Here is a 17543-nt window from a genome sequence, read left to right as displayed (position 1 = left end):
TTTACACTCTAGCAACATTCACAGATAAATGGAAGCTGGTAGGAGAGGGAGGCAACCTACTTAGTGTTGCTACGATGCAAGATGGAACTTTAGTTGGTGTTGGTATAGACAATAAGCTTTACACTCTAGCAACATTCACAGATAAATGGAAGCTGGTAGGAGAGGGAGGCAACCTACTTAGTGTTGCTACGATGGGAGATGGAACTTTAGTTGGTGTTGGTATAGACAATAAGCTTTACACTCTAGCAACATTCACAGATAAATGGAAGCTTGTAGGAGAGGGAGGCAACCTACTTAGTGTTGCTACGATGGGAGATGGAACTTTGGTTGGTGTTGGTATAGACAATCAGCTTTACACTCTAGCAACATTCACAGATCGATGAAAGCTTGTATAGACGATCTCCATTAATCAACTCGACCTTGGTGCAAATACCAGGTCGTTTTTTTATGCTCATATTAAGCTGTTGTGCATTTAATTTGTATGTTGAGGGCGGGCTCTCCTGCCCAACCCCTACTCCCCACAAGAGGAAAAATTTATTTTACTATGCAACTTAAATGCGGATTAGCTTAGCTTCGCTAGTTCTGGGCGCATCTTTAGTGAGGGCAAAAAGTATATAAAAACAGATGGTGGAGTTAGCTGGAGTTATCGATTATAGTCTTGAACCAATTAACAAAAAGCAACTCGCTGCTTTCAAACTAACCCATGCTGTTCGAGACTCATTGATAAAATCGTGGAATTTGGAAGGAGACTTCTAATGAACAACTAATGGGAGCTGACCGCATTCTGTCCATTCGTAGAAGAAACATTCAAACAATGGCTTGTGCTAGGAGTAGCGCTCGCGATCGCACTTATCAGCATAACTACGAGATAGCCGAAAATTCGATCGCCCTTTAACATCACTCGTTTAATTGTGGCGATCGCATTTTCGCAAAATTCCTCAACAGTTAAGCGAAAAAATCCCTCACAACTCGCCCGTTTTCCCCCCGCAGCCTCGCCCACAACAGAATTTTGACAATTATCCAGGGCGATCGGTAAAATTACAGGTACGATCGAACTATTGTCAGCAGCATTAAATCCTTCAGTCATTAGTCGTTTGCCAACAGTCACATAATTGTTGACAATATTGCACAATAGATAAAATTGTAAATATATAGCACCTGCCTTTCTTTACCGCTTATGAATAGTAGATTCCTCGATCGCCTCCACCACCCCTCACGCCCCGTCATCGTCTTCGACGGCGCGATGGGAACCAACCTGCAAGTCCAAAATCTCACCGCAGAAGACTTTGGCGGCAAAGAATACGAAGGCTGCAACGAATATCTCGTCCACACCAAGCCGGAAGCCGTCGCCAACGTGCACCGGGGATTCCTCGAAGCAGGGGCCGATGTCATCGAAACAGACACCTTCGGCGCTGCTTCCATCGTGCTCGCCGAATACGATTTGGCAGACAAAGCATATTATCTCAACAAAACTGCCGCCGAACTCGCCAAGGGTATCGCCGCCGAATTTTCCACGCCAGAAAAACCTCGATTTGTCGCAGGATCGATCGGGCCTGGCACTAAATTGCCCACATTAGGACACATCGATTTCGACACACTCACCGCCGCTTTTGCCGAACAAGCAGAAGGACTTTATGACGGCGGCGTTGACTTATTTATTGTCGAAACTTGTCAAGATGTGCTGCAAATTAAATCAGCATTAAATGCCATTGAAGAAGTATTTAAGAAAAAAGGTGCGCGGATTCCGTTAATGGTATCAGTCACAATGGAAGCCACCGGCACAATGTTAGTCGGTTCCGATATCAGCGCCGCCCTCGCAATTTTGCAACCCTATCCCATAGATATCTTAGGCCTCAACTGCGCCACCGGGCCCGATCGCATGGCCGAACACGTCAAATACCTTTCCGAACATTCGCCCTTCGTAGTTTCCTGCGTGCCCAACGCTGGTTTACCCGAAAACATCGGCGGACACGCGCACTACAAACTCACGCCAATAGAATTAAAAATGGCCTTGATGCGGTTTGTCGAAGACTTAGGCGTGCAAGTCATCGGTGGCTGCTGCGGCACCCGCTACGATCACATCCGCGAACTATCAGAAATTGGTAAAACTCTTAAACCCAAAATCCGCGAAATTACTTGGGAACCATCCGCCGCTTCAATTTACACCGCCCAACCCTACGAACAAGAGAATTCCTTCTTAATTGTCGGCGAAAGACTCAACGCCAGCGGTTCCAAAAAATGCCGCGATTTGCTAAATGCTGAAGACTGGGATGGTTTAGTAGCAATGGCTAGGGAACAAGTGCGAGAAGGCGCGCACGTTCTCGATGTCAACGTTGATTATGTCGGCCGCGACGGCGTGCGAGATATGAAAGAATTAGTTTCCCGCGTGGTGACTAATGCCACTCTCCCTTTAATGCTGGATTCCACCGAATGGGAAAAAATGGAAGCCGGCTTAAAAGTGGCGGGCGGCAAATGTTTGCTGAATTCCACTAACTACGAAGACGGAGAACCGCGTTTTTATCAAGTTTTGGAGTTGGCGAAAAAATATGGCGCGGGCATAGTTATTGGTACAATTGACGAAGACGGGATGGCGAGAACTGCCGACCAAAAATTTGCGATCGCCCAACGCGCCTATAACGCCGCCGTCGCCTACGGCATTCCCCCCCAAGAAATCTTTTTTGATACCCTAGCATTGCCCATTTCCACCGGGATTGAAGAAGACAGAAAAAACGGCAAAGCTACGATCGAATCCATCCGCCGCATCCGCCAAGAATTGCCCGGTTGTCACGTAATTTTAGGAGTTTCTAACATTTCCTTCGGCTTGAATCCGGCGGCGCGGCAAGTTTTGAATTCCATGTTTTTGCACGAAGCGATGCAAGCCGGGATGGACTCGGCAATTGTCAGCGCTAATAAGATTTTACCCCTCGCCAAAATCGACCCCAAACACCAAGAAATCTGCCGTAAACTCATTTACGACGAACGGGAGTTTGACGGCGAAATTTGCGTTTACGACCCCTTGGGCGAGCTGACAACGGTGTTTGCGGGCAAAACTACCAAGCGCGATCGGACAGAAGACGCAAGCCTTCCGGTAGAAGAACGCCTGAAGCAGCACATCATCGACGGCGAACGCATTGGACTAGATATCCAACTCGCCAAAGCATTAGAAACCTATCCGCCTCTCCACATTATCAATACTTTCCTGTTAGACGGCATGAAAGTAGTCGGAGAATTGTTCGGTTCGGGACAAATGCAACTGCCCTTTGTTTTGCAGTCAGCAGAAACAATGAAAGCGGCAGTTGCCTATTTAGAACCGCACATGGAAAAGTCCGAATCCGGGGACAATGCCAAAGGGACATTCATCATCGCTACTGTCAAAGGCGACGTTCACGATATCGGCAAAAACTTGGTTGATATTATTTTATCAAACAACGGCTACCGAGTGATCAACTTGGGAATTAAACAGTCGGTTGACAATATCATCGAAGCTTACGAAAAGCACAAAGCAGACTGTATTGCCATGAGTGGCTTGCTGGTAAAATCCACCGCATTCATGAAAGAAAATCTGGAAGTATTCAACCAGAAAGGCATCACCGTTCCGGTAATTTTGGGCGGCGCGGCTTTGACTCCCAAATTTGTACATGAAGACTGCCAAAATACCTACAAAGGTAAAGTCGTTTACGGCAAAGATGCGTTTTCCGACTTGCACTTTATGGACAAACTCATGCCTGCAAAATCTGCGGGTAAATGGGAAGATTTGCAAGGATTTTTAGATGAAATAGGACAGGATAATGGCGCGGTTAAAGAAGCTAAAGCTGCGCCAGAAAATTCTGTAGAAGATGCCAAGAAAGCAGACACTCCTGTGGTAATAGATACCAGGCGATCCGAGGCAGTTTCAGCAGATATCGATCGCCCGAATTCTCCCTTCTGGGGAACGAAACTGTTGCAGGGAGAAGACATCCCCTTTGAGGAGATTTTCTGGCACTTAGATTTGCAAGCTTTAGTTGCGGGTCAGTGGCAATTCCGCAAGCCAAAAGACCAATCGCGGGAAGAATACGACGCTTTCTTAGCGGAAAAAGTTTATCCCATCTTGGAAGAGTGGAAACACAAAGTCATCACCGAAAATTTACTGCAGCCGCAAGCAATTTACGGGTATTTTCCCTGTCAAGCTGAAGGTAATTCTTTGCATTTGTACGATCCAGAAATCATGGATGGCGGGCAAGATGTATCGACACCCGCTGCAACATTCACATTTCCCCGGCAAAAATCGGCGCGACGGCTGTGCATTGCCGACTTCTTTGCGCCCAAAGAATCGGGTAAAATCGATGTATTTCCGATGCAAGTAGCGACAGTGGGAGAGATTGCTACAGAGTACGCGCAAAAGCTATTTGCTAATAATCAATATACCGACTATCTCTACTTTCATGGATTAGCGGTACAGACAGCGGAAGCAATAGCAGAATGGACTCACGCGCGAATTCGGCGCGAATTGGGCTTTGGTAGCGAAGAACCGGACAACATTCGCGATATGCTAGCCCAAAGATATCGCGGTTCGCGGTACAGTTTCGGCTATCCCGCTTGTCCGAATATGGCGGATCAGTACAAGCAACTGGAATTGTTAAAGTGCGATCGCATCAACCTCTACATGGATGAAAGCGAACAACTTTATCCCGAACAATCAACAACCGCAATTATCACCTATCACCCAGCAGCCAAATACTTCAGCGCTTAATTGGTAGGGTACGCCTCACACTTTTTTCTGTCGTTTTTCTCGTTCTTATACTCGTTACCAGGCTCTGCCTGGTAACACAGATCCAGAGGCTATGCCTCAACTTAAAAACCTGGAGGCAGAGCCTCCAGAAATTCATTTCCGGCTAGAACCTGGGAAGGAAAAACTAACAAAAAAGCACCTTAACAAAAGTGCTTTCCTGAATATGAACTTTCCGTCTCTGACGAAACTTTTACGAGTAATTCCGGGGAGTGCGGGCGCCGGCAGATGCTCCTACCATCGAAGCAACTAAACCCAATAGTGAGCCGAACAAGAACGACCAACCAGCTTTTGCAGCATTACCAGCAATATTTCGAGTATCCTGAGCAGATACGTTAGGTGCTCGGTTCGGCAAATCGACCCCGCCCTGCTGTGCTTGATTAATTGCTTCTCCCGCATTCGCAGCTATTACGCCAAAAGTGCCGGCCACGCCATTTGCTAACAGCCAAGAGCCAATTGTTAAGGTCGTTGCCCACAAAATTGCTCCATTTAAAAGCGCTGTGTTGCGGTTCATCGGGCCGCAAGCGCGAGCAGTTACCCAACCGCCAACGGCCAAGCTAATTAACAAACTAATAATTGACCAAATTCCCACGCCGGTACCCACGTCCCCGGCAATAGTGCGCGGAGCTCCTGAACCAGCAATGTTGCTCAACCCGATCGCAGCGCCCAATGCACTTAACACCAGTTGTGTGCCGATCGCAATTACCAAACCAGAAAAAATCGGGCCCCAACGTACTCGATCGTGGTATTCCATCACTGAATTTACGACCACGGGTTCGGTACCAACGTTATCTACAGGTCTATTTACGTATGACATAGATTTTTTTTTCCTCTGAGATTTGCTTTAATTTTTAACAATCTTTCACTTAAGCATTGATTGTGGCTGAGATTGATAGAAACTATATCTGCCTGCGGAAATAACCAGTATCTATGTCTGAAGAAAGAAACGAAAAAGTCATCCGCCCCCAGCCACCCGCTATTAGCTAATGACTGATGACTGATGACTGATGACTGATAACTATTTTATCCCGTTGGAAAACTTGCCGGATGTATACAGAAAATGCGGACGTATACAGAAAAAACAGCTTAACGCAATCTTACAGCCGTTCCAACGGCAGTAATCAGCAGCAAAGCCCCGTTTGAGTCTACATTAATCGTGCCGGTGTCAACTTCCACCCCGATTACGGCATTGGCGCCGAGGCGCTGGGCCCGTTTTTCCAGTTCCGCGAGGGCATCTCGCTGTCCTTTGAGAAACACTTCCTCGTAACTGCCGGTGCGCCCGCCGATGATGTCGCGAATGCCCGCGAAGAAATCTCGCAGGGCATTGGTGCCGTAGACAACCTCAGCAGTTACAATTCCCAGGTAAGATTGAATTTCTGCTCCTTGGATGATATCAGTTGTTGTTACAATCATCAGTTGGCCTCAATCGCGAAAATTTTGAGTGGGTCTTGTTCTGTAGATTTACTACATCTCGCCACTCAAACATTCCTGGTAAATCATAAGTTGTCAGCTTGCCAAGCTGACAGCAACTCGCTCTTCCATTCCACATACTCTTTGAAACACATGGCCGTGCACAAACAAAGTCTCTTGGTATTCAGTACGTTGCTAGTAGCAGGATTCGCTGTCGCAGCGCCGCAGATAGCGCTCTCAGCAGAAATATCCGTTCAAGTCAACCCTCAAAATAATTCAAATTTAGATGATCTGCTGCGACAAGGGCGCGAGTTTGTAGATTTAGGAGACTACACTAGGGCGATCGCCATTTATCAAGAAGCGGCGCGTTTAGATACGGAAAACCCCCGCATTTTTTCGGGTATTGGCTATTTAGAAGCGCGTCAGGGCAACTATCAAGCCTCAGTAGAATTTTACCAACAAGCGATCGGTCTCGAACCGAATAATGCTGACTTCCAATACGCATTAGGATATGCTATGGCGAATTTACAAAACTATCCCGCAGCAGCCACAGCTTACCGCCGCGCCGCTGTGCTCGATCGCAAAAATGTCAATGCCCGAATCGGTCTCGGAGTGGTACTCTTTCAGCAAAAAGATTACAGCGGTTCTTTTAAAGCATACCAAGAGGCGATCGCCCTCGATCCGAAAAATTGGCAAGCTTATTCTTCAATGGGGTTAGTATTGATCCAGCAGGGAAGTTTTGCCAGTGCTGTCACCGTGCTCCAACAAGCAGCCGAACTCGCTCCCAAACAAGCAGGTGTCCAGTTAAAATTAGGCACTGCTTTGCTGCGTGCCGGCTATACTTCCGAAGGGCTAGCAGCTTTTGAAGAAGCTGCCAAATTGGAGCCCCGGAATCCAGAAGTGCAGCTAGAAATTGGCGAACTTCTCCAGGCTCAAAACGACTTCGACGGAGCGCTTATAGCTTATCAGCGGGCTATTGCGGTGCGACCTAATTTAGTGGAAGCACACGCAGGAATGGGGAAAATTCAACTGGAAAAACAAGATTTTTCAGGAGCGATTACTACTTTTCGGCGAGTGATTAAGCTTGACCCAAACCGGGCAGAAGCTTATTACAATATGGGTAAGGCACTCCAAGCGCGCGATCGCAAATCCGAAGCAATTGAAGCTTTTCAACAAGCCCTCGACACTTACCGCCAGCAAGGCAACAATGATGGTGTACAAAAAGCTGAGGCGGCATTGCGGGAACTGAAGTAATATTTCTCACTGTACTAATAGGTAATTGGCTAGCAGTTTTGAGTGTGGAGTAAGTAATTTTCCTAGGGCTTAACTCCTTCCAATCGCCGTGTTGCCAGGAAAAAAGCAATCTCAAAACTGTTTCTATTCCCTATTCCCTCTGCCCCCTTTCCTCTTCCTTTTTCCTTCTTGCTTCGTTTGCTTAAATTTTTAATTGAATGCAAATAAATGTGGCTAAATAGAGTACAATATTGGCGCGATATAAGAAAGGCGATAGCTCTGTAAATTTAAGAAGAAATAAGGCGGTTACACAACAGCGTTTTGTCAAAGCTCCATCTTTTGTAATATGCTAAAAAGGCTTACTGACAATGAATCTATTTCTATTGGTAGAGACGGCAAAGTTGTTAACATTTGTAAAATAAGCAAAATATCCTCTCCCTAGAACTTCATCTATGCAAACGTATGATGTCATTATCATAGGCGCAGGTCACAACGGACTCGTCTGTGCGTCTTATCTGCTGAAAGCTGGATATACCGTTCTGTTGTTAGAAAAACGTTCGGTTCCCGGCGGCGCGGCAACTACTGAAGCTGCGATTCCGGAATTGCCGGATTTTAAATTCAATATGTGCGCAATCGACCACGAGTTTATCCATTTAGGACCAGTTGTCGAAGAATTAGAACTGGAAAAACACGGTTTAGAATATCTTTTCTGCGATCCAGTTGCCTTTTGTCCGCATCCCGACGGTAAATATTTCTTAGCACACAAATCTGTAGAAAAAACTTGTGCTGAAATTGCGCGCTACAACGAGCGCGATGCTAAAAAATATGCCGAATATACAGACTTTTGGCAGCGGGCTTTAGGTGCAATGGTTCCGATGTTTAATGCGCCACCAAAATCCATCATAGATATTCTGGGCAACTACGATATTTCAAAGATCAAAGATTTATTGTCAGTCATCGGTTCCCCCGACAAAACGCTGGACTTTATTCGCACGATGCTCACCAGCGCTGAAGACATTGTCAACGAGTGGTTTGACGAGGAATTTATCAAAGCACCCCTAGCAAGATTCGCCTCAGAACTCGGCGCGCCTCCTTCGCAAAAAACCCTTGCTGTAGGCGCAATTATGCTGGCAATGAGACACAATCCCGGTATGGCAAGACCGCGCGGAGGGACGGGTGCATTAGTGCAAGCACTGCTAAATGTAGTGAAAAGTTACTCTGGTGTGGTACTTACCGACCAGCACGTCGAGAAAATATTAATTGATGACGGTCGCGCTGTGGGAGTTCGAGTTGCCAACGGCACGGAATACCGCGCGACAAAAGGTGTCATTTCTAATATTGATGCTAAGCGCTTGTTTCTGCACTTAATGGACTCCAGCGATGTTGACAGTGCCGACCCGGATTTGCGGGAAAGATTGGAGCGCAAAATTGTTAACAACAACGAGACTATTCTCAAAATAGACTTAGCTCTAAATGAAATGCCCAAGTTTGAGCGCTGGAATCATCGGGACGAATTTTTAATCGGTTCGGTTTTAATTGCCGACTCGGTGAGACACGTTGAAATCGCTCACAGCGACCCTTCAATTGGCAGAATCCCCGACTCAGACCCATCGATGTATGTGGTGTTTCCGACGGTACTAGACCCGTCAATGGCTCCCCCCGGACATCATACGGCTTGGATTGAATTTTTTGCTCCTTACATGATCGAAAATGCTGAAGGAACCGGCCAGCACGGTACGGGTTGGACGGATGAGCTGAAGAACAAAGTTGCCGATCGCTGCATTGATAAATTAGCAGAATACGCGCCAAATATCAAAAATTCTATTATAGGACGCCACGTGGAAAGTCCGGCAGAATTGGGAGAGCGTTTGGGGGCTTTGAAAGGGAATTATTATCACGTTGATATGACGCTAGATCAGATGATATTTTTCCGTCCTTTGCCGGAGTTGGCGAATTACAAAACGCCGATCGATGGTTTGTTCCTCACGGGGGCGGGAACGCATCCGGGTGGCTCAATTTCGGGGATGCCGGGACGCAATACCGCTCGCGTTTTCATGCACTCGCAGCAGCCTTTCGCGCAGACTTTAGCAGATGCCGCTAATACTCTGAAAGCGAAGGGTAAGTCGGTATTTCGGAGTAATGAGAAGTAAGAGGACTGGCACTGCCCGCCCTTATTGATTTACTCAGGACTTACACACTCCCATCGAAGAAACCGGGTTTTTTACCGAATCAGAGGTCACAACCAACTATTGTCGTAAAATACCCGGTTTCTATCCCCCTATGCGTAAGTCCTATTAATGTTTCCATTAGGGTTAGTTGCAAAATAGAGTAATTTTATTTGTAATTGCTCAACCCCCTTGACAAGAAGACAAGATAGACATTAGATCAAGGAATGGAAAAACTCCCCGACTTAAAGCAACTATCGAACGAGGCAAAAGAAGCCTTGATAGTAGAGCTATGGCCAGAAATCCAAAAACTTAGCGCAGCATTAGCCACATACGAACCAAAACTAGGCCCATCTCCCACCAAAACTAGCCAAAATTCCAGCACTCCACCATCCTCATGATTCAAGCCAAACATTAAGCCATCGAAAATTGGGTAGTGATAAATATGTAGTGATTAGATATTCATTGGCTCAAAACATAGTTGTAATGATGGATAAAATACCAAATAGCACCAATATGGTTTTCTAACTTTTTAGAAAATGAAAAAGTCTTTCTTACGAGCCGAGAAACACGTTGGCGCAAAGTATTATTAAATCTTTCAATGTGATTAGTTTTTCCACTGTCTTTACCAACTGGTTGATGGCGTAGCGAAGGAAAAATACAAGCATAAGCCTGCCAAAAATCTGTATAGCAAACAGCACATTGTCGATATACAGGAGGTAGAGAATTCCATAATTGTTTGGCTCCTTCTTGGCTACGATCGCCAATATAAACACCAATAATTTCTCTGGTTTCTCTATCCCTTGCTAACCACACCCATTGCTTATTTTCTTTGCAATCTACAAATGACCACAGTTCATCACATTCAACATTCAATCTGACTTTATTTTTAGGTTTAACCTTTACTGTGCGTTCGATTGAGGCATATTTATTATTTACATAATCCTGTCATTTTTGATAAACACCAGTGCTTCTAGCTATACCAGCCAAAGAAATCTTCTCCAAAAGAAGTCGATCGATTAAATCTTTTGTTTGTGAGCTAATTACTTTGTTTGTCGGATTTTAGACAAATTGGCGACCGCAACTTTGACATTTGTATTTTGGTTTTTTATTATGAATTCTACCATTTTTCACTATGTGATTTGAACCACAATCAGGGCAGTCTGGTCGTAAAAATAGCATATTACATGACTCAACTAATGTTGGCAGATATTAAGGATTCCAGCAATAGTTTAGTCATGAGAGCAGAAGTGTAACTAAATCTACATTCGAGCGCGTAAAGAAATATTAAAATCACAAAATTTGATTGTGTCATTTATAAAATTATCATATGTATTCAATTACTGTAATTAAACTTCACTACATATTTATTACTACTGGATTGAGTTGACGTTCCAGGTGGCGATTTTCATTTTTTGTTTGTTATATACTCTCTGATTACGGGCGCGATAGTAAAGTGCGATCGCCCATTTTGTTGGACAGTTTCAACTAATGACCGTCGTCCTAAAGATTGCATGACATTTAATAGTTCTGCCCTTGATAGTTGCAGGTTTTCTGGTATTTTTGAGATGTCTGCTGGTTCCGGGGTACTTGCTAGCCAACCCATAGCTTGTTGTTCGGATGCGGTTAGGCGATCGCACTGTTGGTGCAGCAGAGATTCTAAGTCACCTAAGAATAGGGTATCATAGGAGAGGAATTCGGAAACGCTACCGCCGAATAAGTCTTGAATCATAGTTGCAACTATATTTAACCATAGGGGATTGCCTCGGTAAAGGTCGATTAGTTCTGACCATTTCTCCGGTTCTCCTAAACCTTTTTCTCTGAATATTTCTTGTGCTTCGGGGCCTAAACCCTTGAGTTGCAGAGATTTGCAGGGGCGATTTTCGCCTCCTAAGGTAGCGATTTCTCTGGGTTTTTCCCAACTCAGGAGAATTAAGCAACTGTTGTGGGATGATTCTGTTAGTTGTTTGAAGAATGGGCCGTAATTTTCATATCCTGGTTGGTAATTTCCTGCGAGTTGTTGGCTGCTGAAGATTGTTTGCACATCATCGAGGATGATCAGACAGCGGTGCGATCGCAAATATTCTAGTAGGGGCAATCCCCCCGTGGTTGCCCTTTCTTCTGGATAGGGGGCGGGCACGGGGACACCTTACAAGTGTAGGTTTTTTACAATGAAGAGGAACAACAGATATAGAGACTGGACGGGTCAGCCCATCATCTAGCTTTGAGACTTATGCTGAAAAATCACTACCTGAAACAGTGGATGAGCATTGTCAGCTATCATCTGCCAGAGCTAACCCTACCTCAAGCATCAGGGCTAGCGACTTGGAGTTTTGGGATGGTAATGACGCAATCGAGTAGCCTGACAAGAGTGTCCCACTTCATTGCGACACTGAACCAAGAAAAATTCAACACGGTACGGCAAAGGCTGAAAGAATGGTATCAGGAAGCTCAAGCTAAGAGCGGAGTTCGGCGAGGAAACAAACGCGCTGAACTACAAGTGAGCCAATATTTTGCCCCATTATTGCGGTGGGTGTTGAATTTATGGCCGAGCCATGTGAAACAGCTACCTTTGGCGATCGATGCGACCAATATCGGACAAACCTTCACGGTTTTATCAATAAATGTTCTCTATCGCAGTTGTGCCATCCCTGTCGCCTGGAAAGTGGTCAGAGGCACAGAAAAAGGAGCTTGGAAGCCACACTGGCAAGAGCTATTTGAGTCAATCAAACCAGCCGTTTCCTCAGAGTGGATGGTCATCGTTTGTGCTGACCGAGGACTTTATGGCGATTGGTTATATCACCAGATTGTCAGCCAGGGTTGGCATCCATTTTTACGGATTAATCATCAAGGTACATACCAGCTCGACGAGCAGACACAATGGCAGCGTCTGGCAGATGTCGTTGACAAGCCTGGGCTGAGTTATTCAGCACCCGTGACTTGCTTTAAAACCAATCCTCTAGGGTGTACTTTGTTAGCTTGTTGGCAGCCTGGTTATCAAGATCCGTGGCTGATTGTGACTGATTTAGCCCCAGAGGTTGGCAATCCACTTTGGTATGGCTTACGCTCTTGGATTGAGTGTTCTTACCGAGATTTTAAATCTGATGGTTGGCAATGGCATAAAACTCGTTTGCGTGACCCACTGCGAGCTGAGCGCCATTGGTTGGCAATGGCAGTAGCAACTCTCTGGATGGTGACTGTTGGAGGCGGGGCCGATTCAGCTCCCCCAGAATCCCTATTTGAACAACTTCCTCAAGGGCATATTGCCAAACAGCGTTCCCGACGCTCTGATCGTGGGCGTCAGTTATCTTGTTTTCTTCAAGGCTTACTCAATGTGGTGGCTAATTTGCTCAATGGTCAGCCGATTGTTCTAGGGCGCTTGTTTCCTCAATCTTGGCCCTCTTGTTGGCCTGTTGTTTCTAACACCTCCTAATTGTAAAAAACCTACACTTGTAAGCACGGGGACACCGCCCCTACAGAATTGAATTAAGTCGGTTTGGAGTGATGCCAGCGGTGGGGAGTTGCGGAGACTTCGCCAGATAATGCGATCGAATTCGTGTTGAATTTGTGGGATTAGTTGGAGTGTCAGGGCGGTTTTGCCAATACCGGATAAGCCTAAAATGGTGATGAGGCGGGTGCGGCCCAAAATCCAGTTTTCGAGGGTGGTGAGTTCGGATGTGCGGTTATAGAATAGGTTGGGTTCTGGTGCATCGCATAAATCTAAATGTATTTTAGGTTCGGAATTGCTAGTTTTTTCGTGAAATTTATCCTTGTCTTGTGGTGCAGGTTGTGAGACTTTGGGAGAGTAAAAAGTATCTGCGGAGATGTTACGAATATGAATACAGCCATTCCCGACGAGTGAGACATTGGAAACTTGTAAATTTTCCAGCTTTGCTCTAAAATTTGCTTTAGATACTTGTTCCTCGCCTAATGCAACTGATAGAAGTTTCCATAATTTGAAACCAACTTCTTTAACATATTTCTCTGAACGGTTGTGTTCCTCCGCGATTTCCTTATATTTTTGATTGTTCCAAGTGCCGCGTAGTATAGCTTTTTGCAGACTATCTAAGTGTTTTCCCGTAGTAGTCAAAGCTAGATTGTCAGTAAATTCTAAGGCATCTTCAATATCCATTAGTCACGTAGATGCAAGGGTTTGACTTGATTGTAACCTAAGTAGGCATAACTTTTTCAAACTTGACCAGCTAAATATGACTTTTTATGACCTGGTTATTAAGAGAAAGTCCCTACCAAATATGACTTTATATGGCTTGACCAGCTTTGGTATTTAGGTAATAATTTATGCTAATCATAAATTAAAAATACTTATGGAAAGAGCGCTTGGTAAGTGGATATTTTCAGGTTTCCCTGGTTTAGAATATGTAATGGTTGGGTATCTTTTAGTCGGAATGATAGTAGGAATACTGGGATTTTTTTTCTTTTTTTACTTGCTTAACTGCCTAGTGAGTAATAAAGATCCCTTAAAATATTCAGATCCATTATCTCAACAGCCTAAAAAATATAAGTTTCTAGTAAAGGTTTGCATAGCTTATATAGCTCTAAACTTCTTCCTACTTTTTGTCCCTTATGGAGGTTTATTATCAGGTATTTTAGGTCATTTAGTCTTAATGTTATGGATGATTTCAAATGACCCCAAAGATTCAGGAGCTGGTTTTGTTTTTATATTTGGAATAATATTGATGGGAATTATTGGATGGGGGGCTATTGATTCGGGAATTATTTCCTTGGAAAATTCACAAGATTGGACATTTGAAGATGAAATGCGAAGGGGTGAACAATTTGAGAACCAAAGGCAAAAAATGATACAAGAGTGCTATGCAAAAGGTGGTGATAGTCTAATTTGCGATCGATAAGGTACTGGTAAACCTGATTGCGATTATTTTCATTTTAGAGGTTATTATCTCAATAGGGTAAAGCTAACTGAACTAATTTGGGGAGTTAGTAACTAATTGTAGTATGGATAACTACCCTCTCTTTAGGGAAATTAGTTCAATGGAGACAGGATAGAAAATAGCAGTCCTATAGAATACTAAGGGGAATACAAGATGGCTAGAGATATAGAAGCAATACCAACTATGTACAAAGGAGTGAGATTCAGATCCAGGTTGGAGGCTCAATGGGCCGTCTTCTGGGATGAGCTAGGAGTGAAATGGGAGTACGAACCACAGATGTTTGAGCTTCCAGATGGAAAGCAATATATACCTGATTTTTGGATAGTTGATTTAGCTTTATGGGTCGAGATTAAGCCTAATGCAAAAATTGCACACGAAGAGGAAGCAGAGTTGAAATGTTTACAATTAGCTGGTAAAACTGGCGACCTAGTATACTTAGACCAGGGTGGATTCGCTTGGCCTATTTCTGATGATGCGAAAGACATATTGATTCTAGGGTATGGGTGGACATACTCAGTTCTTTTTTTGGCTTGCACAGGTTCTTTAGGTCAAGAAGATTCTATAATATATGATTCAGAGAACCATTATTGGGCAATCTGTCCTGAATGCGGGAAAATAGGGATTGCTAGTACGATAATGTCATCATCTTTAACTTTATTTAGGAATGATATTTTCTCATGTGAGTGCTATACCCGGCATCATTGGCTAGATAGAAATTCTGAAATAGTAATCAAAGCATACGATAAAGCATTAAAATATTGGAGCTAAAAAAAATCAAAATTTCCTCTCAAAGCTATATAGATAAATTTCTCACTGTTAAAGCTAACCTGATGATTATCTAATCAAAAAACTGTTTTTATGGAAAGGCGATCGCCCTTACATCCCAAATTGTCAAAAAGCCCGATCGCCCCTACATGAATTATTCAAACTAACTCCGACACACTCAGCCGCCCTTCTACGGGTTCATACTCATCCAGCTCATTAAAATTTTTATCTCTTTTTTTTGCCTAACACTAATTGATGAGATGAAGACCATGCAGTGACTATATGTAGCGCTTTTTGCTGCTCATTTCGGTCATAAGATAGTTTCATTGTTTTGCCATCAATGGCAATCACGTTTAGTTCCAATTCCCCGACTATCGCATTTACCCAACTCAAAAAACATTCTTGAAACTGCTGCGGTTCAATTCGGGCAAATAAGGAGACTAAACGTGTCACGAGATAGTATACCATTCGGTAATTATAGAAAGCTTTTTAACCATTCATATTTGGCGTTACCATAGGCTTCTATTGCCACCCATCCGTCGGCACTGCTGATGATAGCTCGAATAGCGATCGATCTAATATCTTTGAGCAAATCTTCTTTACTTCTTTATATTTTTGGGTCGTTCAATGTGGCAAAATATTTTAAAAAATGGCAGTTAAAAAAATCACTGAAGACAATTAATTTATTTGTTTTTGTTGGGAAGTTACAGTTTTACTAAAACCTCTTGCCATTGATAACACTCATGAACTAGAATAAACTACACAAAAAAATAGTCGCATATAACTGTAGCATATTTGGGGTTAAAGTTAAGATACGTTTACCCTGAATCTAAAATCTAAAATCTTAAATCTTATGACTGATTATAAAGGCGATCGACAAACTACCAATTTAGCAGCTATTCACCAACAAATCAATTGGATTCAGCAACAGCCAGACGGCATCCTATTTCAACAAAACTCCGGCGACAACTGCATCGCCGTCAAAAAAATAAACTCAGTTCTACTACTGCTTTTAGCAGACAGAGAAACCTTAATCACAAATGTAGCTCAATCAATCCTAGACCTCAACAATCCACTAAATTTAATCTTTCCCTATTCCCGATCCGTGTTGCTAGCATTAGTCTGGAAAACTCACCCAAAAAAAATCTATGTAATCGGATTTGGTGGCGGCACCCTCCCCAGATTTTTTCACCACTATTTCCCTAACGCGATAGTCGAATGTACAGATATTGACCAAAAAGTAGTCGAAGTAGCTCAAAATTTTTTTGGCATTCAATTCGACGACAGACTCAAAGTAGCCATTCAAGACGGGCGCGAATATCTAGCCCAACAAAATTCCACAGTAAAAAACGATATAATTATCGTGGATGCTGGTTTTGGCAGTGGCTATATGCCCTATAAATTGGTGACACAAGAATTTTACCAACTGTGCAAAACTCGCTTGTCAAGCGCAGGTGTTCTAGTTGTCCACCTGTTCCACAAACAAGAGTTTAATGCGGCAGCGGTGAAAACAATTCAAACTGTGTTCGCACAAGTTTATATATGCAATTTAGAAGCCGGCAACAGCGTTGTCATTGCGACCTGGGGGGGTGACAAAGAGGTCTACGAGATAGACTGTATAAGGGTTGCGGCCCGCATACCTTGTTGATAAAAACGGCGTTTATTGGGAGTTAACTTCATTAACTGTTCTACCTCGTCAGAATATTGTTCGAGATAATTGACCCACTTTTCTCCATCTAAACCAACACCAAATGTACTCCGTCTTCGATATCTTTTTTTAGGTTCTTTGCGACGAGATACATATTTTTGTACCTGCTTTTTTTTCAGTTCAGTGCCTTGAAATATTGCTGAAGTGTACGCAAGTGTCATGAGCAAAATCATGTTAATAAGTCGGTCTCCTTTTAAGCTGGTTCCTTCAAGATCGTAGCCTCCTGTTTTACAGTCTCGGAACATTTCTTCAATACCCATCCGCTGCTTATAAGCATTGATAGCTGCCGGCAATGACCCTAAATCTGTGAGTATAAACCACGCTTCTTCAACCTTCCATCCCCCGTAGTTCCTTTTCCACTTACAAGCAACATCAAATCCGGTCGCAGGTCGAGTTTTCCTCACTCTTTTACTTTGAAAATATAAAGAGGTACCTGGTACTATTCCTAATTCATCTAAGCGTTGCCAAACTAAATGTTCCGTTTCGACACAATGATTCTTTTTCAGTCTTACAATACTCCGGACAGTTTTTAAAGAGGAATGCGATCGCAATAAAATAGAGAAGTGAAAAAAGTGAGTGCAATCTCA

Annotated in this window: 16 protein-coding genes and 1 pseudogene; 9 read left to right on the top strand and 8 right to left on the bottom strand. The window is 43.8% G+C overall.

Annotated features, from left to right (window positions below):
• The coding region (locus tag QUA34_RS27235; RefSeq protein WP_333390262.1) for a hypothetical protein at nucleotides 1-383 on the top strand (383 nt) is incomplete at its 5' end.
• A 380-nt stretch (nucleotides 384-763) separates the two neighbouring features.
• Here QUA34_RS27235 and QUA34_RS27230 read toward each other — a convergent pair.
• Nucleotides 764-1087: a hypothetical protein gene (locus QUA34_RS27230; protein WP_333330656.1), complete on the bottom strand. Its 324-nt coding sequence runs from the start codon at nucleotides 1085-1087 to the stop codon at nucleotides 764-766.
• A gap of 90 nt (nucleotides 1088-1177) precedes the next feature.
• On the opposite strand from QUA34_RS27230, the gene metH reads away from it, so the two are divergent.
• Nucleotides 1178-4729 (top strand): methionine synthase, encoded by a 3552-nt coding sequence (gene metH / locus QUA34_RS27225; RefSeq protein ID WP_333390259.1) that lies wholly within the window; start codon nucleotides 1178-1180, stop codon nucleotides 4727-4729.
• A 229-nt stretch (nucleotides 4730-4958) separates the two neighbouring features.
• On the opposite strand, the gene QUA34_RS27220 is transcribed toward metH, so the two are convergent.
• Nucleotides 4959-5582, bottom strand: a complete 624-nt coding sequence (locus QUA34_RS27220; RefSeq protein ID WP_333216668.1) for a hypothetical protein — start codon at nucleotides 5580-5582, stop codon at nucleotides 4959-4961.
• Nucleotides 5583-5851: 269 nt separating this feature from the next.
• Nucleotides 5852-6178 (bottom strand): YbjQ family protein, encoded by a 327-nt coding sequence (locus QUA34_RS27215; RefSeq protein ID WP_006634531.1) that lies wholly within the window; start codon nucleotides 6176-6178, stop codon nucleotides 5852-5854.
• A gap of 150 nt (nucleotides 6179-6328) precedes the next feature.
• Here QUA34_RS27215 and QUA34_RS27210 point away from each other — a divergent pair, with 150 nt between their 5' ends.
• The 3 genes from QUA34_RS27210 (at nucleotide 6329) to QUA34_RS30290 (ending at nucleotide 9974) form a co-directional block, all read left to right on the top strand.
• Nucleotides 6329-7429 carry a tetratricopeptide repeat protein gene (locus QUA34_RS27210; RefSeq protein WP_333390256.1) on the top strand — a complete coding sequence of 367 codons (1101 nt, stop codon included), beginning with the start codon at nucleotides 6329-6331 and terminating at the stop codon, nucleotides 7427-7429.
• Nucleotides 7430-7860: 431 nt separating this feature from the next.
• Nucleotides 7861-9558 carry a beta-carotene ketolase CrtO gene (gene crtO / locus QUA34_RS27205; protein ID WP_333082303.1) on the top strand — a complete coding sequence of 566 codons (1698 nt, stop codon included), beginning with the start codon at nucleotides 7861-7863 and terminating at the stop codon, nucleotides 9556-9558.
• A 242-nt stretch (nucleotides 9559-9800) separates the two neighbouring features.
• A complete protein-coding gene (locus tag QUA34_RS30290) occupies nucleotides 9801-9974 on the top strand; it encodes a DUF6444 domain-containing protein (RefSeq protein WP_445242853.1) in 174 nt (57 codons plus the stop codon).
• 61 nt (nucleotides 9975-10035) lie between these two features.
• Here the strand turns inward: QUA34_RS30290 and QUA34_RS27200 are convergent.
• Both QUA34_RS27200 and QUA34_RS27195 read right to left on the bottom strand, forming a co-directional pair.
• A pseudogene (locus tag QUA34_RS27200) lies at nucleotides 10036-10755 on the bottom strand (IS1 family transposase).
• A 226-nt stretch (nucleotides 10756-10981) separates the two neighbouring features.
• Nucleotides 10982-11713, bottom strand: a complete 732-nt coding sequence (locus QUA34_RS27195; protein ID WP_333390254.1) for a hypothetical protein — start codon at nucleotides 11711-11713, stop codon at nucleotides 10982-10984.
• A 93-nt stretch (nucleotides 11714-11806) separates the two neighbouring features.
• Between QUA34_RS27195 and QUA34_RS27190 the strand changes: the two genes are divergently transcribed.
• Nucleotides 11807-13006 (top strand): transposase, encoded by a 1200-nt coding sequence (locus QUA34_RS27190; protein ID WP_333332871.1) that lies wholly within the window; start codon nucleotides 11807-11809, stop codon nucleotides 13004-13006.
• Here QUA34_RS27190 and QUA34_RS27185 read toward each other — a convergent pair.
• Nucleotides 12944-13705, bottom strand: coding sequence for a hypothetical protein (locus tag QUA34_RS27185; RefSeq protein ID WP_333390252.1), 762 nt, complete (start codon nucleotides 13703-13705; stop codon nucleotides 12944-12946). The genes QUA34_RS27190 and QUA34_RS27185 overlap by 63 nt on opposite strands.
• Before the next feature lie 193 nt (nucleotides 13706-13898).
• On the opposite strand from QUA34_RS27185, the gene QUA34_RS27180 reads away from it, so the two are divergent.
• Nucleotides 13899-14444, top strand: coding sequence for a hypothetical protein (locus tag QUA34_RS27180; RefSeq protein ID WP_333390250.1), 546 nt, complete (start codon nucleotides 13899-13901; stop codon nucleotides 14442-14444).
• A 192-nt stretch (nucleotides 14445-14636) separates the two neighbouring features.
• Nucleotides 14637-15251 (top strand): hypothetical protein, encoded by a 615-nt coding sequence (locus QUA34_RS27175; RefSeq protein WP_333390248.1) that lies wholly within the window; start codon nucleotides 14637-14639, stop codon nucleotides 15249-15251.
• Between the two features lie 222 nt (nucleotides 15252-15473).
• On the opposite strand, the gene QUA34_RS27170 is transcribed toward QUA34_RS27175, so the two are convergent.
• A complete protein-coding gene (locus QUA34_RS27170) occupies nucleotides 15474-15716 on the bottom strand; it encodes an ISAs1 family transposase (RefSeq protein ID WP_333390246.1) in 243 nt (80 codons plus the stop codon).
• Nucleotides 15717-16101: 385 nt separating this feature from the next.
• On the opposite strand from QUA34_RS27170, the gene QUA34_RS27165 reads away from it, so the two are divergent.
• Nucleotides 16102-16896, top strand: a complete 795-nt coding sequence (locus QUA34_RS27165) for a fused MFS/spermidine synthase (RefSeq protein WP_333390244.1) — start codon at nucleotides 16102-16104, stop codon at nucleotides 16894-16896.
• Here the strand turns inward: QUA34_RS27165 and QUA34_RS27160 are convergent.
• A complete protein-coding gene (locus QUA34_RS27160) occupies nucleotides 16851-17360 on the bottom strand; it encodes a hypothetical protein (protein ID WP_333390243.1) in 510 nt (169 codons plus the stop codon). The two genes, QUA34_RS27165 and QUA34_RS27160, sit on opposite strands and share 46 nt — an antisense overlap.
• Nucleotides 17361-17543: the final 183 nt, after the last annotated feature.

Source organism: Microcoleus sp. POL10_C6 (assembly GCF_036701585.1).
GTDB lineage: Bacteria > Cyanobacteriota > Cyanobacteriia > Cyanobacteriales > Microcoleaceae > Microcoleus.
The sequence above is the reverse complement of the archived record's forward strand: the minus strand, read 5'-3'. Positions and strand labels throughout refer to the sequence as shown.

Bases quoted from the DNA above. Each gene is read 5' to 3' on its own strand.
- QUA34_RS27170 (WP_333390246.1), bottom strand. From the start codon at position 15,716: ATGGTATACTATCTCGTGACACGTTTAGTCTCCTTATTTGCCCGAATT.
- QUA34_RS27215 (WP_006634531.1), bottom strand. From the start codon at position 6,178: ATGATTGTAACAACAACTGATATCATCCAAGGAGCAGAAATTCAATCT.
- QUA34_RS27190 (WP_333332871.1), top strand. From the start codon at position 11,807: ATGCTGAAAAATCACTACCTGAAACAGTGGATGAGCATTGTCAGCTAT.
- metH (WP_333390259.1), top strand. From the start codon at position 1,178: ATGAATAGTAGATTCCTCGATCGCCTCCACCACCCCTCACGCCCCGTC.
- QUA34_RS27220 (WP_333216668.1), bottom strand. From the start codon at position 5,582: ATGTCATACGTAAATAGACCTGTAGATAACGTTGGTACCGAACCCGTG.
- QUA34_RS27165 (WP_333390244.1), top strand. From the start codon at position 16,102: ATGACTGATTATAAAGGCGATCGACAAACTACCAATTTAGCAGCTATT.
- QUA34_RS27230 (WP_333330656.1), bottom strand. From the start codon at position 1,087: ATGACTGAAGGATTTAATGCTGCTGACAATAGTTCGATCGTACCTGTA.
- QUA34_RS30290 (WP_445242853.1), top strand. From the start codon at position 9,801: ATGGAAAAACTCCCCGACTTAAAGCAACTATCGAACGAGGCAAAAGAA.
- QUA34_RS27180 (WP_333390250.1), top strand. From the start codon at position 13,899: ATGGAAAGAGCGCTTGGTAAGTGGATATTTTCAGGTTTCCCTGGTTTA.
- QUA34_RS27210 (WP_333390256.1), top strand. From the start codon at position 6,329: ATGGCCGTGCACAAACAAAGTCTCTTGGTATTCAGTACGTTGCTAGTA.
- QUA34_RS27175 (WP_333390248.1), top strand. From the start codon at position 14,637: ATGGCTAGAGATATAGAAGCAATACCAACTATGTACAAAGGAGTGAGA.
- crtO (WP_333082303.1), top strand. From the start codon at position 7,861: ATGCAAACGTATGATGTCATTATCATAGGCGCAGGTCACAACGGACTC.
- QUA34_RS27185 (WP_333390252.1), bottom strand. From the start codon at position 13,705: ATGGATATTGAAGATGCCTTAGAATTTACTGACAATCTAGCTTTGACT.